The 16,939-nt window shown below is 66.0% G+C and carries 17 protein-coding genes and 1 pseudogene; 11 read left to right on the top strand and 7 right to left on the bottom strand.

The window, feature by feature from the left end; translation table 11 throughout:
- Positions 1 to 525: 525 nt before the first annotated feature.
- The 3 genes and pseudogenes from CBI38_RS28555 to CBI38_RS40350 all read left to right on the top strand — a co-directional run.
- Positions 526 to 1,200: a TetR/AcrR family transcriptional regulator gene (locus CBI38_RS28555; RefSeq protein WP_109334266.1), complete on the top strand. Its 675-nt coding sequence runs from the start codon at positions 526 to 528 to the stop codon at positions 1,198 to 1,200.
- Positions 1,197 to 2,111 carry an oxygenase MpaB family protein gene (locus tag CBI38_RS28550; protein ID WP_109334264.1) on the top strand — a complete coding sequence of 305 codons (915 nt, stop codon included), beginning with the start codon at positions 1,197 to 1,199 and terminating at the stop codon, positions 2,109 to 2,111. Before CBI38_RS28555 ends, CBI38_RS28550 begins: the two co-directional genes overlap by 4 nt.
- A 59-nt stretch (positions 2,112 to 2,170) precedes the next feature.
- Positions 2,171 to 2,478 (top strand): annotated as a pseudogene (locus CBI38_RS40350) (manganese catalase); the annotation flags it as partial.
- 3 nt (positions 2,479 to 2,481) lie between these two features.
- On the opposite strand, the gene CBI38_RS28540 reads toward CBI38_RS40350, so the two are convergent.
- Positions 2,482 to 3,186, bottom strand: a complete 705-nt coding sequence (locus CBI38_RS28540; protein ID WP_109334262.1) for a hypothetical protein — start codon at positions 3,184 to 3,186, stop codon at positions 2,482 to 2,484.
- A gap of 322 nt (positions 3,187 to 3,508) precedes the next feature.
- Between CBI38_RS28540 and CBI38_RS38005 the strand changes: the two genes are divergently transcribed.
- The 3 genes from CBI38_RS38005 to CBI38_RS28525 all read left to right on the top strand — a co-directional run bounded on the left by CBI38_RS38005 (position 3,509) and on the right by CBI38_RS28525 (position 5,436).
- Positions 3,509 to 3,664, top strand: a complete 156-nt coding sequence (locus tag CBI38_RS38005; RefSeq protein WP_162603295.1) for a lipopolysaccharide assembly protein LapA domain-containing protein — start codon at positions 3,509 to 3,511, stop codon at positions 3,662 to 3,664.
- 5 nt (positions 3,665 to 3,669) lie between these two features.
- Positions 3,670 to 4,461 carry an SDR family NAD(P)-dependent oxidoreductase gene (locus CBI38_RS28530; protein WP_109334258.1) on the top strand — a complete coding sequence of 264 codons (792 nt, stop codon included), beginning with the start codon at positions 3,670 to 3,672 and terminating at the stop codon, positions 4,459 to 4,461.
- A gap of 102 nt (positions 4,462 to 4,563) precedes the next feature.
- Complete coding sequence (locus CBI38_RS28525) at positions 4,564 to 5,436, top strand: hypothetical protein (RefSeq protein ID WP_109334256.1); 873 nt, start codon at positions 4,564 to 4,566, stop codon at positions 5,434 to 5,436.
- An 11-nt stretch (positions 5,437 to 5,447) separates the two neighbouring features.
- Here CBI38_RS28525 and CBI38_RS28520 read toward each other — a convergent pair whose 3' ends face one another.
- Both CBI38_RS28520 and CBI38_RS28515 read right to left on the bottom strand, forming a co-directional pair.
- Positions 5,448 to 6,974 carry a flavin-containing monooxygenase gene (locus CBI38_RS28520; RefSeq protein ID WP_109334254.1) on the bottom strand — a complete coding sequence of 509 codons (1,527 nt, stop codon included), beginning with the start codon at positions 6,972 to 6,974 and terminating at the stop codon, positions 5,448 to 5,450.
- Positions 6,971 to 7,864, bottom strand: a complete 894-nt coding sequence (locus tag CBI38_RS28515) for an SDR family oxidoreductase (RefSeq protein ID WP_109334252.1) — start codon at positions 7,862 to 7,864, stop codon at positions 6,971 to 6,973. Before CBI38_RS28515 ends, CBI38_RS28520 begins: the two co-directional genes overlap by 4 nt.
- A gap of 78 nt (positions 7,865 to 7,942) precedes the next feature.
- Between CBI38_RS28515 and CBI38_RS28510 the strand changes: the two genes are divergently transcribed.
- Positions 7,943 to 8,581 carry a TetR/AcrR family transcriptional regulator gene (locus CBI38_RS28510; RefSeq protein WP_109334250.1) on the top strand — a complete coding sequence of 213 codons (639 nt, stop codon included), beginning with the start codon at positions 7,943 to 7,945 and terminating at the stop codon, positions 8,579 to 8,581.
- A 114-nt stretch (positions 8,582 to 8,695) separates the two neighbouring features.
- Positions 8,696 to 9,913 (top strand): hypothetical protein, encoded by a 1,218-nt coding sequence (locus CBI38_RS28505; RefSeq protein WP_109335429.1) that lies wholly within the window; start codon positions 8,696 to 8,698, stop codon positions 9,911 to 9,913.
- Between the two features lie 9 nt (positions 9,914 to 9,922).
- On the opposite strand, the gene CBI38_RS28500 is transcribed toward CBI38_RS28505, so the two are convergent.
- From CBI38_RS28500 to CBI38_RS28490, 3 genes are read right to left on the bottom strand one after another with little or no spacing between them, the layout of a single operon-like run.
- On the bottom strand, positions 9,923 to 11,131 hold the full coding sequence (locus CBI38_RS28500) for a CoA transferase (RefSeq protein ID WP_109334248.1): 1,209 nt from the start codon (positions 11,129 to 11,131) through the stop codon (positions 9,923 to 9,925).
- A gap of 25 nt (positions 11,132 to 11,156) precedes the next feature.
- Positions 11,157 to 12,164, bottom strand: coding sequence for a MaoC family dehydratase (locus tag CBI38_RS28495; RefSeq protein ID WP_109334246.1), 1,008 nt, complete (start codon positions 12,162 to 12,164; stop codon positions 11,157 to 11,159).
- Positions 12,161 to 13,000 (bottom strand): HpcH/HpaI aldolase/citrate lyase family protein, encoded by an 840-nt coding sequence (locus CBI38_RS28490; protein WP_109334245.1) that lies wholly within the window; start codon positions 12,998 to 13,000, stop codon positions 12,161 to 12,163. The genes CBI38_RS28495 and CBI38_RS28490 overlap by 4 nt, the downstream gene beginning before the upstream one ends.
- A gap of 192 nt (positions 13,001 to 13,192) precedes the next feature.
- Between CBI38_RS28490 and CBI38_RS28485 the strand changes: the two genes are divergently transcribed.
- Genes CBI38_RS28485 through CBI38_RS28475 form a run of 3 tightly spaced genes read left to right on the top strand, consistent with a single transcriptional unit; the run spans position 13,193 to position 15,624 of the window.
- Positions 13,193 to 14,344, top strand: coding sequence for an acyl-CoA dehydrogenase family protein (locus CBI38_RS28485; protein WP_109334243.1), 1,152 nt, complete (start codon positions 13,193 to 13,195; stop codon positions 14,342 to 14,344).
- A gap of 31 nt (positions 14,345 to 14,375) precedes the next feature.
- A complete protein-coding gene (locus CBI38_RS28480; protein WP_109334241.1) occupies positions 14,376 to 15,122 on the top strand; it encodes a GntR family transcriptional regulator in 747 nt (248 codons plus the stop codon).
- 49 nt (positions 15,123 to 15,171) lie between these two features.
- Positions 15,172 to 15,624, top strand: coding sequence for a MaoC family dehydratase (locus tag CBI38_RS28475; protein ID WP_109334239.1), 453 nt, complete (start codon positions 15,172 to 15,174; stop codon positions 15,622 to 15,624).
- A gap of 4 nt (positions 15,625 to 15,628) precedes the next feature.
- Here CBI38_RS28475 and CBI38_RS28470 read toward each other — a convergent pair whose 3' ends face one another.
- Positions 15,629 to 16,771, bottom strand: a complete 1,143-nt coding sequence (locus CBI38_RS28470; RefSeq protein WP_204164835.1) for a glycoside hydrolase 5 family protein — start codon at positions 16,769 to 16,771, stop codon at positions 15,629 to 15,631.
- Positions 16,772 to 16,939: the final 168 nt, after the last annotated feature.

Below are 16,939 nucleotides of genomic sequence, written 5' to 3'. Positions count from 1 at the left end.
TACGTTTGGACGTCTGCCCTCCCTGGCGTCGGTCGCAAACCAGGGTCAGGCGCGGGTGGAAGGATCATCGCCGCTACGCAATGGTGGCAGGTGCTCGATGGCACCGGCGACCGTCGCGAGCGCATGGCTCGTTCGACGGCACCCCACGGCCAAGGGGGAGTGCGCCCGGCGGGACACCTGATCCAGTCGATCCCGTGAACGGTCCAATCCGGTGAGAGGCAGAGCGGCGAGGGCATTTCCGGGCAAGCGTCTGGCAGCCAGGAGGCGCTCGGCACGCCGGTCTCGCGGGAAACCATACTGCCGCTGATGCATGCTCTGCGCCGCGGAGCGCACCCGAACGTTGGCCGCCGCCCGCGCAGCAGAGCGCCGAGGTCACCCATCCATCTGCACCTGTGCCCACGTTTCGAAAGCTCGCTTTCAGCGATGTCCTTCGAACCATCTCGCGAGATCAGATCGCGAGCTCAGACGGTTGGTTGAAGTGTCGCTCAGTTGAAGTGTCGCTCAGGTTTGTTGTACGGTTCAGTTATGAACGCCACTACAAATACGGGAGGCGGCCCGGCGTTGCCGCGCGGTGCCCGTCGGCGGATGCGTACCCGGACTGCGTTGCTCGATGCCGCGGAGGGCCTGATGGCGGCGAAGCCACATGATGCGGTCCGGATCGACGACATCGCCGAAGCTGCGGATGTCTCGGTCGGTTCGGTCTACGTGCACTTCGGCAGTAAAGACGGGATCGCGGTCGCGGTGGCCGAACGCGTCGCCGAACGGGCGACCGGTTACCTGACCGCGGCGTTCGACGCGAGCACCTCGCCTCTGGAGCAGGTGGCCGCCGCCGGCACCGCCTACATGCAGTTCCTGCTCGACAACCCTGTGTTCGTGCGTTATCTCGCGACCGAACCGGCCGACGGAGCTGCGGGTGCGGTCGAGCAGGTCGTGTCCACACGAATCGAAGCGTTGCGGGCGGCATTCCAGTCCCGGATCGAGGACGCCGTGCACTGCGGGGAGGCCGGCCCGGTCGATGCCCGACTGCTGGCCCATTTCCTGTTCGGCGCATGGAACGGCGTGGCTGCACTGACCCTGCGCCGTGACGCGGCGGCGCTCGATCGCGCCGATGCGCAGGCATGTCTGCAACAGGCCCGCCACATCGTCGTCACCGGGCTTGCCGCAACTACCCGAACCGCCACCGATGAAGGATCACCATGACGCCGCAGAACACCACCCCCGCAAATCCACTTCCGCAGTACTGGGAGCCGAGGAGGGCGAGCGGTGCACAGATTATGCGGATGATCGACTCCCTCGACCCCATCGATCACGATGTCGAGATCACCCATCTGAGCATGGACGTCCTCATTCCACCGCTGTTCGCCTACATGGCGTACACGTCTGGATTCGCCCGAACGCTCGGCAATCCGGCGGTGGCGAACCGGATCTGGCGCGAAGGCGCCGGTGATCAGATCCGCACACCGGTTCGGCGTGACCGCGACACCCTCACGTTCTTCGGCGAGTTCATGCGTCGCGGCCACCGCAGTCCGCAGGCGCAGGCGGTGTTCGACCGGGTCCAGGACATTCATCGCCAGGTCAAGGGCGTCGGCAACGAGACCCAGGTCCATGTCCTGGGAATGCTGATCTTCGATCCCGAACGATTCGCCAAGGCCGTGGGACACCGCTGGTTCACCGACAAGGAGAACGACGCCCGGTTCAACTTCTGGTTGGGCGTCGCCCGCGGCATGCGCCTGCGCGATGTCCCGGAAACCCGCGCCGAGTTCCTCGACTGGATCGACGAATACGAACGTCGCACCTTCACCCCGACGATCGCCGCCGCCGAGAGTTTCAAGGGACAGCTTCGCGGCATCAGTGCATATGTCCCGCGACCGCTGCGGCCGGCGATCCGGCATTTGGTCATCGACACCCTCAAACCGGAAGTACGGGACCTGCTCGGGGTGAGTGCACCGCGGCCCGTCCACAGACCCGCGCTCCGCGCCGCCGTGCGAGCGCTGCGCACCGTCAGGCCCATCGACCGCTTCCGCCTCGACCGAACCTGGGTGAACAGCTTCAGCCGCGTCGGCCCCGACCCCGACTTCGACACCATCGGCTACCAGGCGGACGCCGGATAGACCCGCCACCGTCAATCATTTTCTCGTAAGCAGTATCTCGGTCCTCGGGGCGGACTGGGGCGATCGAGGAGTTGAAGGCGGACGGACTCGAGGGCAGTATCGCCCCGAACGCGTTGGCACTTGTCCGATGGCACGATGTGTGATCAGGGGCGCTGGGCGTCGGGTCCGGCACCCGACGGCGTCCACGAGAATCGGTTCCTCGCGGACCCGCAGCCGCTGGGAGGCAAGGGCGGTGCGCCCGCGCCGGATCCGAAGCTCTATCCGACGTACGACGGGAGCCTGGGTGACCCGGCCTCGAGCGCACTGGGCACGGAAAAGGGGTCTCGTCGGCAAGGTCAAGGAAGCACTCGACCCGGACAAGCCCTGACCGCTATTCGTCGGTAGCGCCCCGACCTCGGCGACTGCCCCGATACGCCCCAATCCGCGCTGCGGCAAGCCACTCGGGCCGCAACGCGATCGAGGGTGGGCAGTTCACTACCGGATCGAAAGACGGTTGTTCGTCATCCGCGAGGTCGCGCACATCGCTCAGCACGACACGCCCTGACGGCGTGGGTGAATTGGTGAAAGTAGCCAGTTGTAAGGAGAATGCGAGCGGCGCGATCGCGAGGGCATCGGCGAGTGCGTTGATCGACGTCGTCGGCGGGTGCTCACCGACCGGTTCGGCAAGCACCCAGGTGGGCGGTCCGCCCGTCGAGGAGAGCGGCATGAGACTGCTGTATCGGGCGGTGTTCCATCCCGTGGCAGGAAGCGGCAGCATGCGGGTCAGCGACGAGGTGCCCGAGCTCGCCAACAGTAGATCCCACGGCGTGGGGCCCTCGTCCAGGTCGATCCGCAGAGCGAGACCCAGTACGTCGGGGATCATGGACGGAGTACCGATTCCACCGGACATCCGCGCGGTCACCGGCAACGAGATTCGGGTACGTCCCGGCCACCAGGACGAGTTGAATTCGACTGTGCCGCCGATAACCAGCCCCTTGGGGTGGAACACCCGTGCATGGCGGACGGACGCGGCAATGCGGAACGGACCCACGAATGCGCTGCGTACGGTGTCGAGTGCTCGTCCAGAATCGCCCATGGTGCCTTCTCCTCGGTGAGGTGTGCGGAAACCTGCGTCAGATGAGTCTTGTTCCATCGTCGGTGACCCGTGTTCCCCGCACAACTCCGACTGCACCCTGATCTGCCGGTGTGAGGTAAATATGCCGGTGTGAGATGCCGGCACCTGGGTATTCGGCACCGTGATCGCCGACTGTTTCTCCCAGTGAAGAGGGGTTCTTTCGTGACCGAGCAACCGTACGTTCCCACGGGAACGGCTGGACAGACCACCACGGTCAAGCGCCGCACTTCCGTACTCACGACCATTCGCGCTCGTCGTCCTTGCAGCGCTGATCGTGTTCGTCGTGCAGAACGGGGACACCAGCTACTTCGGCTGGGATCTGGACCTCGCTTTGGGGCTGTCCTTACTACTCGCCGCAGTTCTCGGCTTCATTCTCGGCATGCTGACCTCGGCAATTCTGCGGCTCCGTAGACGGAGAAACCACACCACGGAGGGGTGAGAACTATGACCATGGCACGCCCACTGGCTCTCGTCACCGGAGCGTCCCGGGGGATCGGGCTCGAACTGACCAGATTGTTCGTCAAGGACGGTTACGACCTCGTCGTCGTGGCGGACTCCGAAGCCCTGGACTCCGCCGTCGCCGAACTGAGGTCGACGGGTGCCGGTGTGATACCTGTGCGCACCGATCTGCGCACCGAACAGGGTGTGGCGTCGGTGTGGGAGGCGATCACCACAGACGGCCGCCCGCTCGCTGCCGCTGCACTCAATGCCGGTGTGGGACATGGCGGCGCCTTCGTCGACACCGACCTCGCCGACACGTTCGCCATCATCGACCTCAATGTGAGGTCGACCGTGCACCTGACCAAACTCGTGCTCGACGACATGGTCTCCCGTGGTGCGGGGCGGATACTGATCACCTCGTCCGTGGCCTCCACGATGCCCGGTCCGTATCAAGCCGTCTACAACGCTTCCAAGTCGTTTGTGCAGTCGTTCGCGGAGGGGCTGCAAGGGGAGCTGAAAGACAGCCCGGTCACCATCACGTCATTGATGCCCGGGCCCACGGACACCCACTTCTTCAGCCGCGCCGAGCTCGACGACACCAAGCTCGGTCAAGGTCCCAAGGATGATCCCGCCGAGGTCGCCAAGCAGGGCTACGAGGCCATGATGAAGGGTGAGCGCAAAGTAGTGGCCGGGTCGATCATGTCCAAGGCGATGGCGGCGGTGAACACGGTGACCCCGGACGCGGTCAAGGCGGCAGCGCATCGTCTACACGCCAAACCAGGATCCGGCCGGTGACCTGACACGCTCAATCCACAGTAGGGCGTCGAGTTGTTCGCGGCGGGCACTGCTCGCGCCGGCAGGGATGTGTCACCGTCCCCGCTGCGGGTACCCGCAACTATGCGTTTTCCCCATTTCACCCCCGCAGGCGCGAAGAAGCTCTGCGCGCGTTGTGCAGCCGTGGCATTCCTCCTCGGCGGTGGAGTGGCCGCCCAATCCGGTTCGGTGAACGCCGCTCCCTCACCGGATGGGTTCGACACCGTCCCCGACCGTACCTCGCTGTCTTTCGCGCACTCACCCAGCGGAACGCGGGTGGGTACCGCCAACTCCGCGGAGGCCCGACCCGGCCTGTCGACCGTCAAACTGTATGTGGCCGACTACATGCTCCGGCACGGAGACGGTTCTGCCGAGGACCGTGAGCTCGGTCAGCGCATGATTCGGGACAGCGACGACGGTGCCGCCTCCCAGGCGTACGCCAAGTATCCGCACTCCATCGACGCCGTGGCCCGCGAGTACGGTCTCACTGCAACGCGAGGCGCCGCCTTCTGGGGCAACTCGAGCACCAGCACGGCCGACACCGTCACCTTCCTGGAGGCGAAGAAGGCCACCGACCCGTCGAGTCCTATTCTCGGCTGGATGGCCACCGCCGCCCCCGTCGCGGCGGACGGAACGACCCAGGACTGGGGAACGAGCACGCTTCCCTCCGTCGTCGGCACCAAATGGGGCTGGTCCGACTACGGACCGGACATCGTCGCATCGGCCTCGTTCGGTCCCGACTTCTCGGTGGCCGCCAACACCTATGGGAGCAAGGAACAGCACACATCCGACGTGCTGGGAGCCTTCGGTCCCGAGCCGACGCCTGCGCCGGACCAGGTGCCGGTGCGCGAGCTGATCGAGCGTCTCGACACCACCGACAATCCCGTCGTCAGCCAACTGGCGACGGCCATCCCACCCGAATGGACACTACCGGCCGACATCCTTCCCGCCCCGTGACTGCTTGTGCGTCAGTGTCCTGTCGTGAGCGAACGGGGCGGTCGTGACCCACGGAAGGTCATCGCGTCGTCGAGGATCTTGCCGTGGCGAAAAGTGACGAGGTCGTGGAAGTAGTTCATGCGCAGCCGCCACGGGGCTTTCGAACCCTGCTTCGGGAACGACTCCACCGAGCGGAGTACGTAACCCGCGGCGAAGTCGAGGAACGGTTCTTCGTCGACCGACGCGTCACGTTCGGGCACGCAGTTCGTGTACCCCTTCTCGTCCATGTGCTCGAGAAGACGGCACACGTACTCACACACGAGGTCCGCCTTCAGGGTCCACGATGCGTTGGTGTACCCGATGACGAACGCGAAATTGGGTACGCCGCTGAGCATCATGCCCTTGTATGCCATCGTGTACGCGAGATCGATGTCGCGGCCGTCGACGGCGAGCGTCATTCCGCCGAAGGCAAGCAGATTCAACCCGGTGGCGGTCACCACGATGTCTGCCTTCAGTTCCTCGCCCGACTTCAGGGCGATGCCGTTCTTCGTGAAGCTGTCGATGTGATCGGTGACGATTGACACCTCACCATGACGGATGGCACGGAACAGGTCTCCGTTGGGGACGAGGCACAGACGCTGATCCCACGGGTTGTATCGCGGCGTGAAGTGGGTGTCGATGTCGTAACCGTGAGGAAGCCACTTCGTCTGCAGTTGCCGGATACGGCCCTTCATGAACTCCGGATAACGCTGGCACAGTTGGTAGATCGCGACCGCGACCGACGCGTTCTTCAGCCGCGTCAGGCCGTAGGCGACGCGCGCGGGAAGGTGCTTGCGGAAGCGGTTGGCCAGCGCATCCTCGGCCGGCATGGAGAGGATGTACGTGGGCGAGCGCTGCAGCATGGTGACGTGCTCGGCCTCGGCCGCCATCGACGGCGCGAGGGTCACCGCGGTCGCGCCGCTACCGATGACGACGACACGCTTGCCGGCGTAGTCGAGATCCTCGGGCCACTGCTGGGGATGCACCACCTGGCCGTCGAATCGTTCCAGCCCCGGGAAATCCGGGGTGTAGCCCTCGTCGTACCGGTAATAGCCGCTGCAGGAGAAGAGAAAATCCGCTGTCAGCGTTATCTTCTCGCCGGAGTCCGTGCGTTCGGCCTCGACCGTCCACGTCGAGGAGGCGCTCGACCATTCGGCTCGGACAACCCGATGTCCGAACCGGATGTGGCGATCGATGCCGGCCTCGGCGGCCGTTGTGCGCACGTACTCGAGGATGGAGGAGCCGTCGGCGATCGACTTGTCGTTCTCCCAGGGCCGGAACCGGTAGCCGAGGGTGTACATGTCGGAGTCGGACCGAATTCCGGGGTAGCGGAACAGGTCCCAGGTGCCACCGATCGCGTCGCGGCCCTCGAGGATCGCATACGTGCGGCCAGGGAACTTGTCCTGCAGGTGGTACGCGGCGCCGATTCCGGAGAGGCCGGCGCCGATCACGATCACATCGAGATGCTCGACTGTGCGCTCGGTGTCGGATAGGCCGGCGGCGGTGTCGGTGGACGTCATGACGGGTCGACCGCCACGTCGTCGAGCGCAACGTTGCGCGCGGAGGTGGACCGGCCGAGGGCGGCCACCTCTTCGTCCATCAACGGAAGAATCCGCGGGATGTGGGGCAGGACCGCGCGATCGCCGATCCTGGAGGTGACCACCGCTTTGAACCAGCCCACCGGCCCGACCCAGCGGGGTACGTACACGCGGCGCTTGCGGCGAGACAGGGCATGAACGAAGGCGTCGACGCACGCCTGTACCGACGTCGTCTTCCCGAGGGGGCCGGGCAGAACGGCGAGGAGCTGATTGAACGCCGACAGATCCGCCTTCGCGTCCTGGACGAGTGGCGTGTCGATCCACGACATGTGCGCCGATCCGACCGCTACACCGAGGTGAGCGAGTTCGAGGCGAAGGGCGCTGGCGAAATGCTCGACCCCGGCCTTGCTGGCGCAGTACGCGGCGAGGCCGGGTGCGGCGGTGAATGCGGCGAGCGAGGAGACGACAAGTATGTAGCCCTTGCGTTCGATGACGGACGGGAGCGCGGCCCGGACCGTGTGGAAGGCGCCGAGAATGTTGATGTCGAGAACGCGCTTGAAGGTGGCCGGGTCTACCTGCGACACCGAGCCGTAGCTGGCGATTCCGGCGTTCGCGAGCACCAGGTCGATGCCGCCGAACTTCGCGACGCCGGCGGCGACGGCTCTCTGCATCGCGGGCAGGTCGCACACGTCGGCGACGGCGGCGAGGGCAACGTCGTCACCGAGTTCGGCGACCAGAGCCTGCAGGGGCGCAGCATCCAGGTCGATCAAGACGAGCTTGGCGCCCTTTGCGGCGAGCGCACGGGCGGTGTCTGCCCCGATGCCCCGCGCAGCGCCCGTGATGAGCGCGACCTTGTTCCTGAGCGTGGGCATGGCGATCTCCTGGCGTAGTTATCTGGCACCGTCCGGTGTCAGTTTGTATCTGGAACCGGTCAGTGTCAATATTGGGTCGTGAGTTCGCCCAGGCTCGAGGAACCCGGTCGCACCTACCGCGGTGCGGGACCCCAGCAACGTCAGGAAGAGCGCCGACTGCGCTTGATCGACGCTGCGGTCGAGGTGTTCGGCACTACCGGATACCGCTCGGCGACGGTCGGGAAGATCTGTGCGGTCGCCGGGCTCACCAAGCGCTACTTCTACGAATCCTTCACCGACAGCGAGGCGCTGTTGCTCGCGGCGTATGGCACGGTGACCGATCGGTTGCGGGAGGATGTGCTCGCCGGCGCCGGCCGTGACCCCGCCGACCTCGACACCCGAGTGCGAGGCGCCCTCACCGCATTCTTCGAGTCCGTCGCCGAGGATCCCCGAATCCCGCGGATCGCGTTCCAGGAGGTTCTGGGTGTCGGGCCGGAAGTGGACCGCGCCTATCGCCGGGTCACCCTCGAGTTCGTCGACGCCGTTCTCTTCGTCATCAATCCGGCGATCGATCGGGCGCCGGATCCCCATCTGCACACCCTCGCCACCGGGCTCGTCGGTGCCGTCCTGATGATCGCGCAGCAGTGGGTGTTGTCGGAGAAACCTCAGCCCATCGAGGCGGTCATCGCCGACGCGCACACGATCCTCTCGTCCGTGCTGGGCCGCCTGACCGACTGATCGAAGCGGGACAGTTCCGCCATTCGACCGCGCCGCATCACATATATGTTGTTCGATATCTCTATGCGCCTGCCCGACCACCGGCCTTCGCGTCGGAGACCAGCGATTCGCGCCTTGCTCACTGCACTTCTCGGGGTGGCAGCCCTGGCGGTCCCAGGTCAGGGCGTCGCGCACGCCGCTGGGTACGACGGTCTGATCGATCTCGCGCCGTCCAACGCCGACGCCGAGGCGATCGGCGGTCTCGACCCACGACTGCCCACCGACCCGGCCGTCCTCGGCACCGCACTGTCCTCGGCCAGGGCCGACGGTATTGCCCCGGTGCGGTATTCGGCACTGCTGCACCAGTACTGGCTGGCCCGAGGAGCGGAAGCGTCCGGCATCGATCTGGCGACGTGGGATCCGAATGCCGGACTGATCGCCAATGCGACCGTCGTCGATCGCGTCTACGAGAACTACGGCCGCTATCAACGCGAGCGCGCCGAACTCTACTGGTCGGGCATGGCGGGCATGGCCGGCGGTTCTTTCGCCGCCGGTTTCTGGGACCTCGACATGGGCAGGACCGTGCTCGACGTCGACGCCATCCACGCCCTCGGTAACTCAGTCGCATCGTCGATCCGCGGTTTGCCCGCCGAGGCGCTGTCGTTGCTACCGTCCGATGTGAGGACATTGGCAACCATCGGGCCGTCGATCACTGCCGAGGACGTCGACTGGTATCAGAAGCGACTGCTGATGATGCAGAAGCACATCTACTTCGACATGGTGCCGATGCACGAGGCGTACCTGAACGGTGGACGCGCAGCAGTCGAGGAATTCGCGGCGGCACGCTTGCTCGACGACAACGCCAGGATCGCGTGGGAAGGTGTCTTCTCGGGCACGAAGTCCGGATACTCCGATGCCTTGTTCCGGATGGCGTCGCGCGAGCAGAACCAGATCATCGCCGACCAGTGGGACACCACCTCCGCGGCCCGCGACGGAGTGGGAAGGGCGCTGACCTACGCCACCACGGTGGCCGCCCAACCGTCGGTCCCCGGTTCGAGGTCGGCGGGAAAGGCGGCACCGCTGTCGGTGACCGGGTACATCGACGGACGGAAACTGCGACTGCGGGCACCCCTGCCCGGCTTCAACTGGGCCGACCGAAAACCACGCTGGGAGTACATCGTCAGCGACATCGCTCCGTCCTACCAGCGGCTGGTGGAGACACGTCCCGGAGAGATGCACGCGATTCTCGCGATGCCGTTCCGGGACTTCGTCGACACCCAACGCGTCGTCCGGCGTATTCCCGACCTCGTGCGTGATCTCAGCACCGGCTGGGAGTTGGTGCAGGCGCAGTAGTTCTTCCGCTCAGCCGGCGACGACTCCGCGTTCGTGCAGCGCGGCGATGTCGGATTCCGGCGTGCCGAGCCAGTCCCTCAGGACCTGTGCGGTGTCTTCTCCCACCGCGGATGCCGGTGCGACGGTGGCGTGGTGGCCGTCGAACGAAGCGGGATGCCCGGACGCGAGGTAGGTGCCGATGCGCGGCTGATCGAGGGGAGTGAACATCGGGTTCTTCTCGAGTTCACCGGACTTCACCACTTCCTCGAAGGTGCGGTAGCGCTCGGCGAGCACGGACGTCTTCGAGAGTGCCTCGGCCACTTCGGTTGCGGTGTGTTCGCGGAACCAGCGGGCGAACAGGGCTGTGAGGACGTCGCGGTGGGTGAAGCGATCGGTTTCGCGTGCGAAGTCCACGTCGAGTGCGGTGGCGAGTGCCTCCACCGCGGCCGTGGTTCCGGTGACGGCGACAAGGTCACGGAAGTGACGTGGGGTGAGGGCGACGATCATGAACCGTTCGCCGTCGCTGGTGGTGAAATCCGTTCCGTACGTGCCGTAGACGGAGTTTCCGGTCGCCGGCCTGCCGGTGCCGTTGATCTGGACTTCGGTGAGGTAGCCGAGCGTGCCTGCGGTGGCGAGCGCGACGTCCTCGAGCGGCAGGCGGATGTGGGTGCCCTCACCGGTGGCGTCGCGGTGCCGGACGGCGGCGGCAACGGCCAGCGCGGCGTACAGCCCACACACCACGTCCCACGCGGGCAGGACGTGGTTGACGACACCGGCATGATCGGTGGGACCGGTGATGGACGGGAAACCGAGTCCCGCATTGACGGTGTAGTCGACGGCGGGGGAACCGTCGGTGCCACCGAGAACTTCGAGGGTGATGACGTCGGAGCGCAGGGCGCTGAGCGCGTCGTGGGCGAGCCAGTCACGGCCACCGGCGTTGGTGACGAGGATTCCGCCACCCGCACCGGGGGCCGTGACCAGTTGCTGCACCAGTTCCTGCCCCTCGGGGCTGCGCATGTCGACGGCCACGGACCGCTTACCGCGGTTGAGACCGGTCCAGTAGATGCTCTCACCGTCACTCGTGACCGGCCAGCGCTTGTAGCAGGCGGAGCCGCCGACGGGGTCGACCCGGATCACCTCGGCCCCCAGCTGAGACAGCGTCAGCCCGCACAGGGGGGACGCGATGAAGCTGGAGACCTCGACGATCCGAAGTCCGGCAAGGGGAGTGTGGGCAGTCACGAGAGAAGCTCCTTGATGGTGGAGATCAGGCCATGAGGGCGGTGAAACGCCAGTCGAGGACGGGAACGTCGGAGGCTGTGGCGTTGTGCGCGAACACCAGCGACCGAAGGTGGAGTAGTCCACCCCCAGCGGCGAGGGCGTCGGCGCTCTCGACGCGGAGTTCACTGGTGAGGGTGTCGCCCTCATGGACGGGCCCGGTGTGATCGCACGACTTCCAGCCGAGGACGGTGACGAGATTGGGCAGGGCGCGAGTGGCCTGCCCGAGGGCGATTCCGATCGTGTGGCCGCCGTAGACGAGCCGGCCGTCGGCGCCGACGCGCTCGTCGTGGTGTGTGGCCGCGATGTTCAGGGTCAGGCGTGCGAGTTCCGGTGCGCTGGACACCACATCACCGCTGCTGCGGAACACCGCACCGGCGAGGGCGGGGGTGAAATGTTCGCCGGGCACCTTCTCGCGGTACACGCCGAGATCCCATCCCTCCGGTGCGCCGAAGGGCTGCTCCGATTGCGGACCGACGGCCGACAGGTCGTCCGCCTTCCGGACGCGGTTCTCATCGGGGCTCTCGGAGAGGGGAAGCATCGCGCAGCGGTAGAAGTCGAGGACCGTCCGGCCGTCCTGATCGGTCGACGTCATCCGCAGGGCGGCGAGGCCCGTGGGCTTCCGCCCGGGTTTCGCGGAGTTCTCGCGCAATCCCACTACTTCTGTGCGGGTATGGAGGGTGTCACCCAGGTGCGGGAAGTGGTGGAACCGCAGGCCGCGGTAAAAGAGGTTGGCCTTCACGTGATGGGTGGCCACCGTCGACTGTCCGATCGCAAGGTCACACACGAGTCCCGGGTTGGCCACCCCCTCGGACGCTCCGGTGACCGCCCGCGACAGGTGAGTGTCGAGTGGCAGCCGAATCCGGTCGCCGAGGATTGCCTGGTGGGTGGCCGAGAGGCCACTGGTCAGAGTGACGGCAGGAGCCGAATTGAAAACCTGACCGATCTCGAGTTCGTCGAAATACGGTCCACCGACGTACGTCTGCGTGATCGTCATTGTCCACCCACCTGTGCGAGAACCCGTCGTGCCGCAACTGCGACGGCCTCGTCGAGCATCTGACCGTCGAGTTGCGCGGCGCCGTTTCCGGCCGCCTCCGCGTCGGCGAGCGCGTCGATCACTCGTCGCGCATTCTCGACGTCGGCGTTCGAGGGAGTGAATGCCGCGGCGCCAGAGGAGATCTGGTTCGGGTGGATCACCCACTTGCCGTCGAATCCGAGGGCGCTCGTCCACGACGCCGAGTGCCGGAATGCGTCGTCGTCGGCGATGCTGAGGAAGGGGCCGTCGATCGCCTGGATACCTGCGGCGCGAGCGGCCACGAGGACCGCCTCCTGAATGACGAGCCAGTGCTCGGGGAGGGCTGCGCGGGAACGTCCCAGTGCGGCACCCAGATCGGCGTAGCCGACGATGACCGCATCGAGGTGATCGGCCCGTGAGATCGCATCGATGTTCTGTACGCCGCGCGGTGTTTCCACCAGCGCCTGGAGTCGGACGGTCCCGACGGCGTCCGCGGCGTCCTGCAGATCCTGGTGCGTCTCGGTCTTGGGAACGACGATGCTCGTCAACGAGGGGCCGAGCTCGGCACATGCGGCGAGGTCGTCCGCTGCCCACGGTGTGGTGAGCGCGTTGATGCGGACGGAGACTGCCCGGGAGCCGTCCGATTCGCGCACGAGGCGAGAGACGAGATCGCGGGCCGCAGCCTTCTTCGCCGGTGCGACGGCGTCCTCGAGATCGAGGACCACCTCGTCGGCGTTCGACTGCAAAGCCTTCAGTGCTTTGCGTTCGTCGGATCCGGGGGCCACCAGGACGGCGCGCCTGCGGGTGAGGTTCTGCACGATGCTTCATTCCTCGTTTCGGGATTGCCGGGTTTCGAGATAGCCGGGCACGGCCGATATGTACGGCCAGAACTTCAGGACCGCACACGATGCTGGCAGGGCCTAACCGGCTATGTCAAGACGGATTCTTGACTTACGACGAACAAAGCGCAACTATGGCCGTACAAATGTCGAGCGCCGAGGTGAGGGTTCATGGGCAAGTTGAACGAGGAAGAGACGTACCTGGTCGAGACGGTGCGGGCTTTCATCGACCGCGACGTCAAGCCGACGGTGCAGGAGGTGGAGCACGCCAACGAGTACCCCGAGAAGTGGATCGAGCAGATGAAGCAGATCGGGATCTACGGGTTGGCGGTGCCGGAGGAGTACGGCGGATCGCCGGTGTCGATGCCATGTTATGCGCAGGTGACGCAGGAGTTGGCCCGTGGGTGGATGAGCCTGGCCGGGGCGATGGGCGGGCACACCGTCGTCGCGAAGCTGCTGTCGTTATACGGCACCGAGGAGCAGAAGCAGCAGTATCTGCCGAAGATGGCGACGGGCGAGATCCGGGCCACGATGGCGCTGACCGAGCCCGGTGGGGGATCGGATCTGCAGGCCATGTCGACCAACGCGAAGACCGACGGCGACGATCTGGTGATCAGCGGTGCGAAGACGTGGATTTCCAACGCCCGCCGCTCGGGATTGATCGCTCTGCTGTGCAAGACCGATCCGAGTGCGAATCCGAAGCACCGGGGTATTTCGATCGTGTTGGTCGAGCACGGTCAGGGGCTCACGGTGTCGCGGGATCTGCCGAAGCTCGGGTACAAGGGTGTCGAGACGTGCGAGCTCTCGTTCGACGGTTATCGCATTCCGGCCACGGCGATCCTCGGCGGCGCCCCGGGCAAGGGGTTCGGGCAGATGATGAAGGGTCTCGAGACCGGGCGCATCCAGGTGGCCTGCCGGGCGTTGGGAGTGGCGACGGCGGCGCTCGAGGATTCCCTCGCCTACGCGCAGCAGCGGGAGAGCTTCGGCAAGCCGATCTGGAAGCACCAGTCGATCGGCAACTACCTGGCCGACATGGCGACCAAGCTGACCGCGGCGCGGCAGCTGACCTGGCATGCGGCCGAGCAGTACGACAGCGGCGAGCGGTGCGACATGGAGGCCGGTATGGCGAAGCTGTACGCGTCGGAGGTGGCGATGGAGATTGCGCTGTCGGCGGTCCGTATTCACGGTGGGTACGGCTACTCCACCGAGTACGACGTCGAACGGTACTTCCGGGACGCCCCGCTGATGATCGTCGGCGAGGGCACCAACGAGATCCAGCGCAACGTCATCGTCTCGCAACTCGTGGCCCGAGGCGGTCTATAGTCCCACAACCTGCACGTAGGATCGGTGCGCGATGAACGGTAGGGAACGAGAGAGCGAGCCGGCGTACCAGCTGGTGTCTAAACAGCTGCGCGAGCACATTGCTGCGGGCAAATACCGCGACGGCGTGAAACTTCCCACCGAATTCGAGCTCGCGGAGCAACACGGGGTGAGTCGTCAAACGGTCCGGCGGGCGTTCCAGGATCTGGTGGCCGAGGGCATCGTCTACCGGGTGCCCGGGCGTGGCACCTTCGCGGCCGAGTCCGATGGCCGCTACCTGCGTCAGCTCGGATCCATCGAAGACCTGATGAATCTGTCCACGGACACAACCATGGAGGTGGTCTCGCCGCTGCGCCGCCGGGTCGACATCGAGGCGGCGAGCAGGCTCCGGCTCGATACCGACCTCGTCCACACGGTCGTGTTCCGGCGACGTCACGACGACACACCCTTCGTGCTGACCACCGTCTACCTTCCCGACGAGATCGCACGGCTCGTCGTCGACGCGCCCGAGATGGCCGAGGGTGCCGTCAGCTCGTACACGATCATCGGCCTGCTGGAACCGCACCTGCGAAGCCCCATCGTCGAGGCGGCGCAGTCGATCACCGTGGCGCCGGCCACCGAGTTCGTTGCCCGGGAGCTGGGTTGCGACGTCGAGCACCCGATGTTGCGAGTAGACCGCCTGTACACCGACGCCGAAGGCCGGATCGTCGAACTCGCGGTCAGCTACTTCCTGCCCGAGCACTACACCTACCGAGTCACGCTCCGCCGCGGTGGGCACTGAACAACCCCAACCACTTCTGAACTGTGAACCAACGAGGAGGAGTACCGACATGCGCGTGTTCAACGGAATCGACGAGGTCGAAGCTGCGGTAGGGGAGTCCCTCGGCTTCAGCGAATGGCTGGAGGTCACGCAGGACCGCGTGAACCTTTTCGCCGACGCCACCGAAGATCACCAGTGGATCCACGTCGACCCGGAGCGTGCCGCGGACGGCCCGTTCGGCGCGGCGATCGCGCACGGCTATCTCACGCTCTCACTGCTGCCGAAGCTCGGCGCAGAAATCATGCGCGTCGACGGAGTGAAGATGGTGATCAACTACGGGCTCAACAAGGTTCGCTTCCCGGAACCGGTCCGGGTGGGGGCGTCGATCCGCGCCGGCGGCGAGATCGTCTCCTGCGAACGCACGGCAAAGGGCGCCCAGGTGGTCGTGAAGAACACCATCGAGATCAAAGGATCCGACAAGCCGGCGTGCGTAGCGGAGACCGTGCGCGTGCTCGTGTCCTGAGTTCTCAGTAGGCGCCCGGGGCGGTACCCGTGCCGAGGGACCCGAACTGCTCGACCACATCCCACAGCGGGTCGTCGGGCCCCACGTCGTAAGTGCACTCGGTGGGCCGGGGATCCGGAACGAACGCCCAGAACAGTGCCCCGGCTGCGCCCGCATCGCGTTGTCCGGTGAGTTTCGTGGTGATGTGTGCGGCCCGGTCATCGAGGTCGCCGCACGATCCGGCGAGTTCACCGATCTCGCCCATGAGGAGCGGCTTCCCCAGCGCCTGGGCCTGTTCGAGTCGTCGACCCAGACCGTTCCACTGATCGCCCGGCAGCGGGACGGCGTCGGCGCCGTAGTCGTGATACTGGACGACGTCCACATACGGCGACGCCCCGACGAACTGGTACTCATCGCCCTGGGTGCCGCATTGCCCGCCGCCGGTGAATCCGGCCGTGATCAGGGTCCGCGGGTCGCGGGCGCGGAGCTCGGCGCCGGCGTCGTCGAAGAAGTCCCGCAATACCTGCGCGGCGTCTGGGCCACACGACCGAGTCCACCACGAACAGGCCGCGTCCGTGCAAGTGCTCGTCTCCGGTTCGCCCACCAATTCCCAGGCGGCGAGTGAGGACGAGTTCTTGTACCGGTCGACGGCGGTGTGCATCCAGTCCTGGAAGCTCATCAACGTGCGGGGAGCCCCCGGTGTCATGGTCTGCCACCCGTCGACATACCACTGCCGGCCCTTGAACACGTCGTCTTCACACGCGCCGTCCTGAGGTGCGAGGACGGGGATCACCATCTGGTCGTGTGCCTCGGCGGCAGCGAAGACGGCGTCGATCGGTCCGAAGTCGAGCTGCCCGGTGAACCGGTTGATCGCCAGTGCCTGGAAGAGGTTGAACCGGGTCAGCGAGTGCGGCGGAAGTGACGAGAAGTAGGACCCGAGATCGACCATGGCCCCGCAACCCCAGTTCACAGACCAGTTGGTGGCCAACTGATAGGCGTTGAAACCCGTCGGCCACCAGTGTTGACCGTCGAGGGCGAATCCCTCGGAAGACGCCGTGACCCGCGACCCCGGCGCGGGGTCGGCAGCCCCGACGGCACCGGTTCCGAAAGCCAGCAGAGTGGCGGTGGCCAGCACGGCACCGGCTTTGGTGATGCGCGAATCGGCCATGGACAGATACTAGAGACCGAATGGTCCGAATGGGGTGTGGCGGGGACGGGCATCGATGCGCGGCGGTGCCAGGCGACCGTCCAGTCCCTGTGACCTGCGCAACTGCCGGGCGCTCTTCCTGCCTCCGAACGGGGACTACGCCTCGATCTCCTCCCTGTCGACCCGATA

Source organism: Rhodococcus oxybenzonivorans, from assembly GCF_003130705.1.
Lineage (GTDB): Bacteria > Actinomycetota > Actinomycetes > Mycobacteriales > Mycobacteriaceae > Rhodococcus_F > Rhodococcus_F oxybenzonivorans.
This window is presented reverse-complemented; position numbering and strand designations above follow the sequence as displayed.